11 protein-coding genes are annotated in these 12,589 nt (G+C 62.2%); 4 read left to right on the plus strand and 7 right to left on the minus strand.

The window, feature by feature from the left end; all coding sequences use genetic code 11:
• Positions 1-14: 14 nt before the first annotated feature.
• Together mrdA and rodA are read left to right on the plus strand one after the other, a co-directional pair.
• The gene (mrdA, locus tag FVF58_RS04635; RefSeq protein ID WP_149668728.1) at positions 15-2,345 is read left to right on the plus strand and encodes a penicillin-binding protein 2; all 2,331 of its coding nucleotides are present in this window, start codon (positions 15-17) and stop codon (positions 2,343-2,345) included.
• 10 nt (positions 2,346-2,355) lie between these two features.
• On the plus strand, positions 2,356-3,504 hold the full coding sequence (rodA, locus tag FVF58_RS04640) for a rod shape-determining protein RodA (RefSeq protein ID WP_149668729.1): 1,149 nt from the start codon (positions 2,356-2,358) through the stop codon (positions 3,502-3,504).
• A gap of 99 nt (positions 3,505-3,603) precedes the next feature.
• Here the strand turns inward: rodA and FVF58_RS04645 are convergent, their stop codons facing one another.
• The 5 genes from FVF58_RS04645 to queC all read right to left on the minus strand — a co-directional run bounded on the left by FVF58_RS04645 (position 3,604) and on the right by queC (position 7,248).
• Entirely contained in the window at positions 3,604-4,317 is a 714-nt protein-coding gene (locus FVF58_RS04645; protein ID WP_149668730.1) for a tetratricopeptide repeat protein, read from the minus strand.
• Entirely contained in the window at positions 4,314-5,096 is a 783-nt protein-coding gene (locus FVF58_RS04650) for an HpcH/HpaI aldolase family protein (RefSeq protein WP_149668731.1), read from the minus strand. Before FVF58_RS04650 ends, FVF58_RS04645 begins: the two co-directional genes overlap by 4 nt.
• A gap of 258 nt (positions 5,097-5,354) precedes the next feature.
• Positions 5,355-5,801, minus strand: coding sequence for a 6-carboxytetrahydropterin synthase QueD (gene queD, locus FVF58_RS04655; protein WP_149668732.1), 447 nt, complete (start codon positions 5,799-5,801; stop codon positions 5,355-5,357).
• A gap of 6 nt (positions 5,802-5,807) precedes the next feature.
• Complete coding sequence (gene queE, locus FVF58_RS04660; protein ID WP_149668733.1) at positions 5,808-6,440, minus strand: 7-carboxy-7-deazaguanine synthase; 633 nt, start codon at positions 6,438-6,440, stop codon at positions 5,808-5,810.
• A 76-nt stretch (positions 6,441-6,516) separates the two neighbouring features.
• On the minus strand, positions 6,517-7,248 hold the full coding sequence (queC, locus tag FVF58_RS04665; protein ID WP_149668734.1) for a 7-cyano-7-deazaguanine synthase QueC: 732 nt from the start codon (positions 7,246-7,248) through the stop codon (positions 6,517-6,519).
• Between the two features lie 229 nt (positions 7,249-7,477).
• Here queC and FVF58_RS04670 point away from each other — a divergent pair, with 229 nt between their 5' ends.
• Complete coding sequence (locus FVF58_RS04670) at positions 7,478-7,759, plus strand: hypothetical protein (protein ID WP_149668735.1); 282 nt, start codon at positions 7,478-7,480, stop codon at positions 7,757-7,759.
• A gap of 841 nt (positions 7,760-8,600) precedes the next feature.
• Here the strand turns inward: FVF58_RS04670 and FVF58_RS04675 are convergent.
• The gene (locus FVF58_RS04675) at positions 8,601-8,783 is read right to left on the minus strand and encodes a hypothetical protein (protein WP_149668736.1); all 183 of its coding nucleotides are present in this window, start codon (positions 8,781-8,783) and stop codon (positions 8,601-8,603) included.
• A gap of 214 nt (positions 8,784-8,997) precedes the next feature.
• On the opposite strand from FVF58_RS04675, the gene FVF58_RS04680 reads away from it, so the two are divergent.
• Positions 8,998-10,236 (plus strand): MFS transporter, encoded by a 1,239-nt coding sequence (locus FVF58_RS04680; RefSeq protein ID WP_149668737.1) that lies wholly within the window; start codon positions 8,998-9,000, stop codon positions 10,234-10,236.
• 202 nt (positions 10,237-10,438) lie between these two features.
• On the opposite strand, the gene FVF58_RS04685 is transcribed toward FVF58_RS04680, so the two are convergent.
• The gene (locus FVF58_RS04685) at positions 10,439-11,800 is read right to left on the minus strand and encodes an alkaline phosphatase family protein (RefSeq protein ID WP_188130706.1); all 1,362 of its coding nucleotides are present in this window, start codon (positions 11,798-11,800) and stop codon (positions 10,439-10,441) included.
• Positions 11,801-12,589 lie beyond the last annotated feature (789 nt).

Consider the following 12,589-nt stretch of genomic DNA (forward strand, 5'->3'; position numbering starts at 1 on the left):
TTTTGCAGAATCGCATGACCGAATTCAAGGACACTCAGCAACAGCTCACGAAATTCCGCCTGCGCGTCGCGGCGGCGGGCCTGTTCGTGTTCGTCTGCTTCGGGCTGATCGGCTTCCGTTTCCTGTTCCTGCAGGTCTGGCACTACAGCAAGTACTCGCTGCAGGCCGATGAAAACCGTATCTCCGTCGCGCCGATCGTGCCGAACCGCGGCATCATCACCGACCGCAACGGCGTGGTGCTGGCGAAGAACTACTCGGCCTACACGCTCGAACTCACGCCGTCGAAGCTGAACGACTCGCTCGAAAACGTGATCGACAATCTGGCCACGGTGGTGTCGATCGACGCGCGCGACCGCCGCCGCTTCAAGAAGCTGCAGGAAGACTCGAAGAACTTCGAAAGTCTGCCGATCCGCACCCGCCTGACCGACGACGAAGTCGCGCGCTTCACCGCGCAGCGCTTCCGCTTCCCCGGCGTCGAAGTGCGCGCGCGGCTGTTCCGCCAGTACCCGCTCGGCCCGACCGCGGCGCACGTGATCGGCTACATCGGCCGGATTTCGCAGCGCGACCAGGAACGCATCGACGACGCCAGCGACCAGAACGACAGCGATCCGGACCACTACGATCCGCGTCTGGACGCGAACAACTACAAGGGCACCGACTACATCGGCAAGATCGGTGTCGAGCAGAGCTACGAAACCGAGCTGCACGGCCAGACCGGTTTCGAGGAAGTGGAAGTGACGGCCGGCGGCCGGCCGGTGCGCACGCTGTCGCGCACCCAGGCGACGCCGGGCAACAACCTCGTGCTGTCGCTCGACATCGGTCTGCAGCAAGTCGCCGAGCAGGCGTTCGCCGGACGCCGCGGCGCGCTGGTCGCGATCGAGCCGTCGACCGGCGACGTGCTCGCGTTCGTGTCGGCGCCGAGCTTCGATCCGAATTCCTTCGTGGACGGCATCGATCAGCAGACCTGGGACGATCTGAACAACTCGCCGGACCATCCGCTCTTGAACCGGCCACTGCACGGCACTTATCCGCCGGGCTCGACCTACAAGCCGTTCATGGCGCTCGCCGCGCTGACGCTGCATAAGCGCACGCCGGGATGGGGCTTCCAGGATCCGGGCTCGTACACGTTCGGCGGCCACACGTTCCGCAACGACGTGCGCTCGGGCCAAGGCTGGGTCGATATGAACCGCGCGATCGTGGTGTCGAACGACACGTATTTCTACATGCTCGCGCACGATCTCGGCGTCAATAACATCGCCAACTTCATGAAGCCGTGGGGCTTCGGCCAGATCACCGGGATCGACATTTCGGGCGAGGCGCGCGGCATCCTGCCGTCGACGGAATGGAAGCGCAAGGCGTATCGCAAGCCCGAGCAGCAACGCTGGTATGAAGGCGAGACGATCAGCCTCGGCATCGGCCAGGGTTACAACTCGTTCACCATTCTTCAACTCGCTCACGCCACCGCGACGCTCGCGAACAACGGCGTCGTGATGAAGCCGCACCTCGTGCGCGACATCGAAAACCCGATCAACAAGGAAACGCGCGCCGTCGTGCGCGATCCGAGCGACAAGATCGCGGTGAAGCAGTCGGATATCGACATCATCAAGCGCGCGATGGAAGGCGTCGTGACCAACGGTACGGCGTCCAAACTGTTCATCGGCGCGCAGTACCAGGCGGCCGGAAAGACCGGCACGGCACAGGTCTACTCGCTGCAGGGCGCGAACTACAAGGGTCACGCGATCGCCGAGCATCTGCGCGACCACGCACTCTTCATCGCGTTCGCACCCGCCGAGCAGCCGAAGATCGCACTCGCGCTGATCGTCGAAAACGGCGGCTGGGGCGCGGAGTCGGCGGGTCCGATCGCGCGCAAGGTGCTGGACTACTACCTCGTCGGCAAGAACAAGCCGGGCGCCCAGGCGGCCGCCGTCGCCGCGGCGGCATCGGCGACGCAAGACGCGTCCGCGCCGCAAGTCGGCGACGCGCCGCCGCAGCCGGAAGGGGCGGAGCCGGTCAAGATCGCGGCGGGCTTCACGGCGTTGCCGATGCCTGGCGCGGCTTCGGCGGCGGCAGCGGCTTCGGCGGCCGCGGCAGCTTCGGGTGCCTCGGCTGTGAATGCCGCATCCGCGCCTGCGGCGGCTTCGGCCGCGGTGGCCGCTGGCGCGTCGGCGGCGCTGCCCGCTTCCACGTCCGCCGCCGTAAAGAAACCCGCGCCGCGTAAATCCGGCACTCCGCATCAACCCCGTCCGGCCAGCGAATCCGCGCCGACCGCTGCGGCCCCGTCACGGGACGACGACATTCAGGCCAAGTCGCCACGCCAGCCGGTTACCGGCGGCATCGACGAGTAAGGAGAAAGGCATGCAATTCGACAAGCGCGCCTGGCTCGACCGCATCAAGCGGATGTTCGCGGGCTTCGACCGTCCGCTCGCACTGATCGTGTTTCTGCTGCTGTGCGTCGGCATCGTCACGCTGTACAGCGCGAGCCTGGACGTCCCCGGCCGCGTGGAAGACCAGTTGCGCAACATCCTGCTGACGTTCGTGCTGATGTGGGCGCTCGCCAATGTGCCGCCCACCACGCTGATGCGCTTCGCGGTCCCGCTCTATACGTTCGGGATCGCGCTGCTGGTCGCGGTGGCGATGTTCGGCCTCACGCGCAAGGGCGCGAAGCGCTGGATCAACGTCGGCGTGGTGATCCAGCCGTCGGAGATTCTGAAGATCGCCACACCGCTGATGCTCGCCTGGTACTACCAGCGCCGCGAAGGCGTGATGCGCTGGTACGACTACCTGGTCGGTCTGGTGATCCTCGCGGTGCCGGTTGGTTTGATCGCCAAGCAGCCCGACCTGGGGACGGCCGTGCTGGTGTTCGCCGCCGGCCTCTTCGTGATCTACTTCGCGGGTCTGAGTTTCAAGCTGATCGTGCCGGTGCTGGTTGCGGGCGTGATCGCGGTCGCGTCGATCGCGGCGTTTCAGGACAAGATCTGTCAGCCCGAGGTGCAATGGCCACTGATGCACGACTATCAGAAGCACCGCATCTGTACGCTGCTCGATCCGACCTCCGATCCGCTCGGCAAGGGCTTCCACACCATTCAGGCGGTGATTGCGATCGGCTCGGGCGGCCCGCTCGGCAAGGGCTGGCTGAAGGGCACGCAGGCGCATCTGGAGTTCATCCCCGAGAAGCACACCGACTTCATCTTCGCGGTGTTCGCCGAGGAGTTCGGGCTCGCCGGCGGGGTCGTGCTGCTCACGCTCTACATGCTGCTGATCGCGCGCGGGCTGTATATCGCGGCCAACGGCGCGACGCTGTTCGGGCGCCTGCTGGCCGGATCGCTGACGATGGCGTTCTTCACCTACGCGTTCGTCAATATCGGCATGGTGAGCGGGATCTTGCCGGTGGTCGGCGTGCCGTTGCCGTTCATGAGTTACGGCGGCACTGCGCTAACGACGCTAGGGGTGGCGATCGGACTCATCATGAGTGTCGCGCGGCAGAAGCGCCTGATGCAGAGTTAGCGCGGCGGCGCTTGTCGATGGTCGCGGCCGGCTGGCCCAGGCCTGAACGAAGAGTCGAAATGCAGAAGGGGCGCACCGTCAGGAGCGCCCCTCTTTCGTTTACTGCGGTTTCACTTCCTTCTGATCCCGCAACTGCGCGCTGAGCTCCTGATACTTCAGCCGCGCCGCCGGATCACCCTGCGCCGCCGCGGCCGCATAATAGGCGCGCGCCACGTTCAGATTCTTGTCCACGCCGTCGCCGCCGCGCTCGTAAAAAGAGCCGGTCACGTATTGCGCGGTCATGTCGCCGCCCTGCGCCGCCTTCTTGTACCAGACGAACGCCTGCTGGTTGTCGCGCTCCGTGCCGCGCCCATCGAGGAACTGGTTGGCGAGCGCCAGTTCCGCCTGCACATGGCCTTGTTGCGCAGCCTTCAGGAACCAGCGGTGCGCCTCGACCGGATCGCGCCCGACGAACTCGCCATCGTCGTACATCTTGCCGTACACGTATTGCGCATGCGACATGTTGGCATCGGCGGCCTTGCGCAGCCATTTCTTGCCTTCGTCGACATTGACCGGGGTGCCCTCACCGTTGAGCAGCATCATCGCGTAGTTGAACTCGGCGAGCCGGCTGCCGCGCTCGGCGGCCTTGCGGAATTCCGCAAGCGCCGCGCCGAGGTTGCCGGCGTTGTAGTCGGCCACCGCGGTTTGCGTCTCCGGATCGTTCGACTTCGCCGTCCGGTCCTGCGCATAGGCCGCCAGATTCACCGCGCCGCTCGACAGCAACACTGCCATGACTGCTGCACGCACGACGACACCCTGCACCTTCCCCTTCATGACCTGACCTCCTGCAACGCCTGGCGAGTCGCGCGCAACATCCACATGACGTCGGCGGCCAGCGCGATGAAACGAAAACCGGCGTCGAGATGCTGCTTGGCACTCGCGACATCCATGGCGAAAATGCCGGCCGCAATCCCGGCCTTGTCGGCGGCGCTGACGATGCGCGCCATCGCCGCCTGCACGTCGGCATGCTTCGAATCGCCGAGATGACCGAGGCTCGCGGCCAGATCGGCCGGTCCGACAAACACGCAATCGACACCCGGCGTCGCCGCGATCTGCTCGACCTCCCGCAAGCCGCCGGCCGACTCGATCTGCACGATCGTCGCGATCTGCGCGTTGGCCGTCTGAACGTAGTCGCGCCGCATGCCGTAGCCCGAAGCGCGCACCACGCCGGCGACGCCGCGCTGGCCGTCGAGCGCTTCAGCGGTCGGATATTGCGTGAGACGCACCGCGTGGGCGGCGTCGTCGGCGGATTCGATGTTCGGGAACATCAGCGTGCGCGCGCCGGCGTCCAGCACGCGCTTGACGAGCCACGCCTCGCTGGCGGGCACGCGCACCACCGGCTCGCTCGGCAGATGCGCGGCGGCGATCGCGCGCAATTGCGACGCGACGTCGCCACTATCGTTCGGCGCGTGTTCCATGTCGATCAGCAGCCAGTCGAAACCGGCGTGCGCGAGCGCTTCGGCTGCGGCATCGCTGCCGAGCGACAGCCACAGTCCGAACAGCGGATCGGTTTCGCTCAGACGTTGCTTGAGAGGATTGGTGAAGGTGCTCATCGCCGCGCTCCGTGAGGGCGACGGGACACATCGCCAGTCGACGCGCGAGAAAGCGGACTGCCCTCGTGGACTAGGCAGAGAATCAGGTGAAGATCGACGCGCAGGCCGTGTCGGCCCGAGTGTCTGCTGCGACGCAATGCGATGACCGGCATGTCTCGCTCCGTATGGTTATCGGAGCGATCATACCGTGGACAATAACGCGAGGGTTGCGCCGTCGGCCGAGGGGATTTCCTGCGGCGCGAGCAGCCGGCTGAGGGTTTAGTCGCGGACCACGTCGGCCCAGCAGTTCGGCGTCTCGTATAGACGCACCTTGTGCAGGCGCAGATTCACGCCGTAGTGCGCGTCGTACACGCCCGCGAGGATATCGAACGCGACAGCGGCAAGATTTTCCACAGTCGGGATGCGGTCGAGCACGACCGTCTTGTGACCCGCCATGCTTTCCAGAAAGCCGCGCACTTGCGTGTCGCCTTCGTAGACGAGGAACGCGTGATCCCACTGGTCGACCAGATGCTCGACCGCGAGCGACTTCACGTCGGCGAAGTCCATCACCATGCCGCGATCGGGCGCGCCTTCGGTGTCGACCAGATCGCCTTGCAGCGTGATTTCGAGCACATAGCGATGGCCGTGCAGATTACGACACTGGCTGCGGTGATCGGGAATGCGGTGGCCCGCGTCGAATTCAAGTTTTCGTGTAATCGTCAGCACGGCAAATCAGGGAATGTTCAGATACTTGTGGGTCTGCATCGACAGGCGCCATTGCGGATGGCGTTTGCACCAGTCGATCGCGAGCTTGGTGTTGATGTCGCGCGACGGGCCGTCCATCGGCTGGACGAGGAAATACTCGAAGTCGAGCTTCGCATACTCGGACAGGCGCTGGTTGTCCTGCGGAATCACGACCTTCAGTTCGTTGCCTTTGGTGACGACGAGCGGCGCGTCGGCCTTCGGGCTCACGCAGATCCAGTCGATCGTGTCGAGCACCGGCAGCGAGCCGTTGGTTTCGATTGCGATCTCGAAGGACGCGGCATGCAACGCATCGACCAGTGGCTGGTCGATCTGCAACATCGGCTCGCCCCCCGTGCAGACCACGAAGCGCTCGCCCTCGCCTTGCGGCCACAGCGACGCAATCATTGCCACGAGATCTTCAGCAGTGCGGTACTTGCCGCCGTTCTCGCCATCGGTGCCGACGAAGTCGGTATCGCAGAAACGGCACACCGCGTCCGCACGATCTTCTTCGCGGCCCGACCACAGATTGCAGCCGGCGAACCGGCAGAACACGGCCGGACGCCCGGCATTCGCGCCCTCGCCTTGCAACGTGTAGAAGATTTCCTTGACCGCGTAAGTCATGCTGCTTTCTGCCTCGTGTTCCTGAATGTTTCTGAAGATGATCGCCCGATGTGCGCAGGTGCCATGGCGCCCGCCGTCAGACCGGCTCGGTGACGTTTTCGCCACCCAGATAGGCTTCGTAGCCGCGCTTGCGCAAGCGGCATGCCGGGCATTCGCCACATCCGAAGCCCCATGCATGCAATTCCGCCCGTTCGCCGACGTAGCAGGTATGCGTCTCGACGCGCACCAGTTCGACCAGTTCGTCGCCGCCCAGCTCGTGCGCGAGACGCCACGTGTCGGCCTTGTCGAGCCACATCAGCGGCGTTTCGAGCAACAGGCGCGTGTCCATGCCGAGATTCAGCGTGACCTGCAACGCCTTCATCGTGTCATCGCGGCAATCGGGGTAGCCCGAAAAATCCGTCTCGCACATTCCGCCGACCAACACCTGCAAACCACGCCGATAGGCGATCGCCGCCGCGATGGTCATGAACATCAGATTGCGCCCCGGCACGAACGTGTTCGGCAAACCGTTGGCCGTGGCTTCGATCTCGATCTCGCGCGTCATCGCGGTATCGCTGATCGCGCCGAGCACCGACAGGTCGATCATGTGATCGTCACCGAGGCGGCCGGCCCACGCCGGAATCGCGCGCGTGATGGCCTGGCGAAACCCTTCGCGGCATTCGAGTTCGACGCGGTGCCGCTGACCGTAATCGAAGCCGAGCGTTTCGACCGTTTCATAACGATCGAGCGCCCAGGCAAGGCACGTGGCGGAATCCTGGCCGCCGGAAAACAGCACGAGGGCGCTACGCTTGGCGTCTTTGCGGATCACCGTGAAACTCCGTGAATGATGAGTGCCGCGTCGCGCTGCGCGAGGTGCGCCATGCAAGCAACGCGGCGCGACGCGTGCCGGCATTCTTGCCGGCCCAAAGCAGTATAGGCCGCGCCTTGCGCAAGCAGAGTCGCTGGGCGCTTATACCGCTCATCGTCGGGCGAGGGGTTCGGTGCGGGTGGCGGCCTTTGCCGCGCGGCACCTGGCGCGAATCAGGTGCCATGCTCAGATGACGCCGTTCGCGCAAGTCCTTGAACTGGCGCGATTTTATCACGCGATGCCGAACGGCGCCGAACGCGCCCCGCCGTCGGCCTGCGCGCTCGCTGAAGCAACGAATGCCCGTCAGTACCCGCTGGAAAAGGAAAAGCCCCAGGAATCTTACGACTTCCTAGGGCTGAATCTTGGTGGCCTGGGACGGAATCGAACCATCGACACGCGGATTTTCAATCTCAGCATCCGCCCAGCCGGTATCCGCCGTGACACGCAACGTCACGCAAAATCAAGCACTTAATCGCAGTCATGCGCAGTCGCACGCCCGCACGCGAATTGGCGCCTGCCAGACGCGTGGCGGATTCTAGCCCGAACACCTAAGCGCGACAACCCCGCAACGCACCCGCTGCAGTCGACCGGGATCAAAGGCCAACGGAGCAGGCCACCGACCCTTGCTGAAACGTTGCTGCATCCTATGACAATGCGTTGCACCGATTCCTGAATGCTGCGGGTCTGAACGGCGAGCACGAACCAGGCGATCACGGCGCTGCAAGCGCCAGGTCTCGTTCACAAGCCTGACGGGCGATCCGCGTTGCCGGGCGGCACGGCGCATACGGAAATATAAAGGGAGATTTCGTGAGCGTGATGAGCCTCTTTCAAGGTCGGGAATCGAGCCCTTTTTCAGGTCGGCCACCGGCCCCTTCCATGGAGACCCGCGGGGTCGAAGATGCAGCGGACTTTCATCGGCAAGGACGAATGCGGCGAAGAAGGCTTCCCCTGAATCAATCGGCGCCGGGCTCGGTGAATACGTCGAAACTGGCATGCCCCCAGCCGTCCATAGAACCCGCTGGAAAACGTGGGGACATCACGGAGGTATTTGGTGTGGGCAGTTTGTGAATAAGTCGGGCGCGTCGCCGCATCACGAAAAAGTTATCCCACGCTCACCGGCCCCATCCCAATCTTTTCAGGACAGGTGTCTTTCTCGCAAAGCACTGGCCGCAAAGGGAATTGACGGGTTGTCCACAGCAAGGTGACGCCTTTGTTAACTGTTACTACGTATACATACAGATAACCTAGAAACTACTGTAGCTCGACAGCAGCCGGTGGTTTTCAGAGGCTTTGAGCCAACAGGTTGATGAGGGTCAGCCTGCCGCATGATTGCAAAGAGTCCCTGAGAGGTCGGCCTTGGGGCACGCGGCTAACTCATCGAGAATCAACCATTCCACCGTATCGGCCGGATAGTCCTCCGGCAACCCCTTTGCCAGCAATTCCATCGCTCCTGCATCAAAGCCATTGGCAAGAGGGGAGCTTGGTTCGCTGGTCACGCCCACTCACTGTGCATTCACGCCGCATGACGAGACGCGCTCCGCTCGCCTCTCGCTGTCCCGTAACAACTCAAAGTCAAAATTTTTGTAGCCGAGGTCTGTAGCGGCATGGACATTGTTCAGCCACAGCGGCAAGTCTATTCAAGGCACGACGCTTTTTCCCAGCTGAAAGCCGGCCTAAAGTGTCGGACTTCAATCTCGCATCAATGCCATCATGCAAATCGAAATTCCTACAACTCCGGCAACGTTCGAGGGAAGTTCAACGTCGGTGCGCCAATGGCTTTCCGTCATTGCCGTAGCTGTGAGCGCGTTCGCGTTCGTGACGGCCGAGTTTTTGCCTGTCGGATTGCTGCCGCAAATCGCACACGACCTTGGCGTGTCGACCGGCGTAGCAGGTCTTATGGTCACCACGCCCGGTGTCATGGCTGCAATATTCGCACCGACGCTCATCGTCAGCGCTGGGCGGATGGACCGCCGGTACGTTTTCCTGCTTCTCACAGCCGTGCTGCTAGTTGCGAACGTCGTGTGTGCAGTCGCAGCGAGTCTTGCTGTCATGCTCGTCGGACGGGCCTTACTCGGCGCGGCGTTGGGTGGTTTCTGGACTCTGGCGACCGCTGCTGCCCCGCGACTTGTGCAAGCAAGGGATGCGGCGAAGGCAACTGCCACTATTCTGACCGGCGTTACCTGTGCAACGGTTATCGGCGTGCCGCTCGGAACGTTTATCGCGTCGTTTGCATCCTGGCGTCTGTCGTTCGCTGCCACTGCGGGCCTGGTGTCGCTCGCCTTACTGGCGCAAGCGTTCCTGGTGCCTTCGTTGCCGTCAGCATCGGCATTGCGCATCACCGATTTCAAGACGCTGCTTCGCCGGCCTCACACGAGGTTGAGCATGATGATGGTCGGGTTCGTCTTTGGAGCGCATTTCTCAACCTATACGTACATTGCTCCGCTGCTCGAGCACGACTTCTCGTTGAGTGTCATCACGCTGTTGCTTTTCGGATTTGGCCTTATCGGCTTCTTCTCGAATGCGTTGATGTCGATGGTGGTCTCGGACCATCTCAAGAAGTCTGTCGCTGCGATGGTATTGCTGCTGCTGGGCGCGCTGTCTTCAATGTTGTTGCTTGAACATTCGACCATCGGCGAGACTACAGGGATGCTGCTTTGGGGAGTCGCGTTCGGCGCGCTCCCGCTTTGCTTTAGCGTGTGGATTCAGCGCAGCACGACAGACTTGCCCGAAGCGGGTTCGGCCATGTTCGTCAGCATTATCCAAGTGGCGATTGCCGTGGGTTCGGCAGTGGGGGGCACCATCGTCGACCGGGCGGGAGTCCACGCTGACTTCACGCTGGGGCTCGGACTTGCTTTGCTCGGCTTGGTGACACTGCAACGGCTCGCTGCATTGGAACGACCGGCCAAGGCGTCTTCTTTTAATCCCACTTGCGACGCGTCGCCTGATTGACGGAACTCGACAGTCGAGGAAGGCAACCGACCGTGCGCTCAGCGACGCTCGCAGTACCCCTCTCGCGAATAGCGATTCAATTGTTCGCTCAAGCCAATTGATTGCCTATCAGCGATTCTTGCCGAAGGCCCGTACGCATCGCAAACCTGTGGTCCGACACCGTCAGGTTCGCGACGCGCACGAAGATAGACCTCGCGTCAATTCAAGACCCACCCTTGTACGTCGCGTCAAAGCCCGCAAGGTCGCCCCAGTTCGGCGAAGATAGCAACTCCGGATGGTCCTGTTGGACCTTAAGTGCGACGCTACGAAAGGCTTGTGCACATGCCGAGGAGCCGCATGGCGGCGAGACGGAAGGCGGTGCAGGCGAGTTGCTCGGTATGGGGAGATTCAGCTTCGGTGCAGAGCCCGGCCATTTCACATCAGAAAGGGCGGAACTGAGCCGCGAAAGCTGCGTGCGTGCGCTGACCGGAGCAGAGTAGGTGCCACCAGCATTGAATTTATCCGCTAGAAGCTGAAGTATCGACGTATGGTCCAGGTCACCGGAGAAGACACTGCCCGGAACGACATAGGGTGAGACCAGGAATGCGGGTACCCGTAGCCCAGTAGTTTGAAACTGATAACCGGCGACGTCGGTCGGAATATCAAGCGGGCTTACATGGTCGAAGAACCCCCCGTGCTCGTCATACGTGACAATCATCAGCGTCTCATCCCATCGATCCGACGCAGAAATCGTTTGATAGATATCGGCAAGGAACGCTTGACCCGGTGCAACGCCAGTAGGCGGATGGTCGTCGTTCGGCACCCGGTGCGGCCCATCCGTGTATTCCGGCTCGATGAAAATGACTCGAGGTAAGTTGCTACTGTTCGTCCAGTCCGCCTTGAAGCGCGAATACCGCCTGAACCTCCCTCCGCTCCCATCTAGCGGCAACGCGAGAGAAGTCACTATCTCAGGCAACCACTTGGGCATCAGGCTGAAGAACGGGAAAAATCCTCCCGACTGGTAGACACACCAACTTGCACCGTGCGCGGTCAACCAGTCGTACGCCAAGGACTGCTCGGGAAGAAAACCAGAGACATTGTCGCTAATCGCACTCTCTCCTGACATTGCCATTAAGCGATTTGCCTGAGTCCCGGTCGGAAGCGGCGCAAACCAGCTATCGCAAACTGTGAAATTTTTTGCGAAAAAATCATAAACGGGCAGCACATCGGCCGTGTAGTAGCCCATCACCATCGATAGGTCGGCTGGCGGAGGGTTTCGCGTTGCGTAGCTCGCGACGAATCCCCCCAGTTCTGGGCAACCGCCATTCGCGCATGGCGTGTTTATTTGTATCGAAATCGGCGTGCGGTCATGCGGAGGGTCGGGGATTAGTTGGGTCGACGGCGAAAGCGCGTGTAGGGCATACGTTTTGCCGCCGTAGAGGTTCGTGAAATTCTGTTGCCAGGCGGGGTCGGCCGAGAGTCCATTGACATCCTTCCCGTCGAGGCTCAGGTAGCCAAGAACGTGATCGAAAGACCTATTTTCCATCATGACTATGATGATGGTGTTGATGTTGTCAACTGACATGCTGCCTCCGATATGACGGTATCAGCGCGACGAGGTCCAACCAATGTGCGAGCCCAAAGGAAACCCGGGGAGCACGGCACATCGTGTCTTCTGACACCAACCTGTTTGCTATCCGTGCCCTACCACGCTAGCCAGTACCGGATGGGTCGACAGTTCGCTGCAAAGGTCTCGGACCTCAGACGAGGCTCGATACCAAAGGCTTCCTTCCGGCTAGACGTTAAGGCTAGTTCACGTTACATCGCTATTCAACTTCAGTTGCGTGGTAGCGTCGGCGGAGAGTGGTCCCAATGTCGTTGGGCCTCCAGCCGCTCTGCACGTCAAAGTCAAATGCGCTCGACTGGTAGTTACAGCCAGACGTGCGACCCATCTTTTTCCCAGAGGGGCGGCTCAAGACCGGACGTTGACGAGAGCATTCTTCAATGGTTCCTCGGCGCGCCACCGCCCTTCTTGCGGCGTCTGAAAAGTGCACCGAATCCAACCGCGACGAGCAATGCCGTCAACAGGCCGGCGCTCATCCCAGTCGGGCTGCGGGTGTCACTCGGAGTGGAAGCAGCAGAAGCGACAGCAGGCGAAGAGGCTTGCATCGCGACCGGCTGTGGGAGTGCTACGCCAGCGGCACTGCCTTGGCGAACGAGAGAGGCTTCCGACGTGGGGGAAGCCTGAGATGCGATTGAGGCAATTGCATCCGGGGTGGGGCCGACGGGAGCCATAGCGGTAGCCGAGGCCACAACCGGAGCTGCTCCCGTGCGAGAAGTGGTTCCGACAGACTTGGCCATGGATTTCCACTGA

The organism is Paraburkholderia panacisoli (genome assembly GCF_008369935.1).
Lineage (GTDB): Bacteria > Pseudomonadota > Gammaproteobacteria > Burkholderiales > Burkholderiaceae > Paraburkholderia > Paraburkholderia panacisoli.

Excerpts from the sequence above, each read along its gene's own strand:
- mrdA (WP_149668728.1), top strand. The coding sequence starts at position 15 with ATGACCGAATTCAAGGACACTCAGCAACAGCTCACGAAATTCCGCCTG.
- rodA (WP_149668729.1), top strand. The coding sequence starts at position 2,356 with ATGCAATTCGACAAGCGCGCCTGGCTCGACCGCATCAAGCGGATGTTC.
- FVF58_RS04645 (WP_149668730.1), bottom strand. The coding sequence starts at position 4,317 with ATGAAGGGGAAGGTGCAGGGTGTCGTCGTGCGTGCAGCAGTCATGGCA.
- FVF58_RS04650 (WP_149668731.1), bottom strand. The coding sequence starts at position 5,096 with ATGAGCACCTTCACCAATCCTCTCAAGCAACGTCTGAGCGAAACCGAT.
- queE (WP_149668733.1), bottom strand. The coding sequence starts at position 6,440 with ATGACTTACGCGGTCAAGGAAATCTTCTACACGTTGCAAGGCGAGGGC.
- FVF58_RS04670 (WP_149668735.1), top strand. The coding sequence starts at position 7,478 with ATGACGCCGTTCGCGCAAGTCCTTGAACTGGCGCGATTTTATCACGCG.
- FVF58_RS04680 (WP_149668737.1), top strand. The coding sequence starts at position 8,998 with ATGCAAATCGAAATTCCTACAACTCCGGCAACGTTCGAGGGAAGTTCA.
- FVF58_RS04685 (WP_188130706.1), bottom strand. The coding sequence starts at position 11,800 with ATGTCAGTTGACAACATCAACACCATCATCATAGTCATGATGGAAAAT.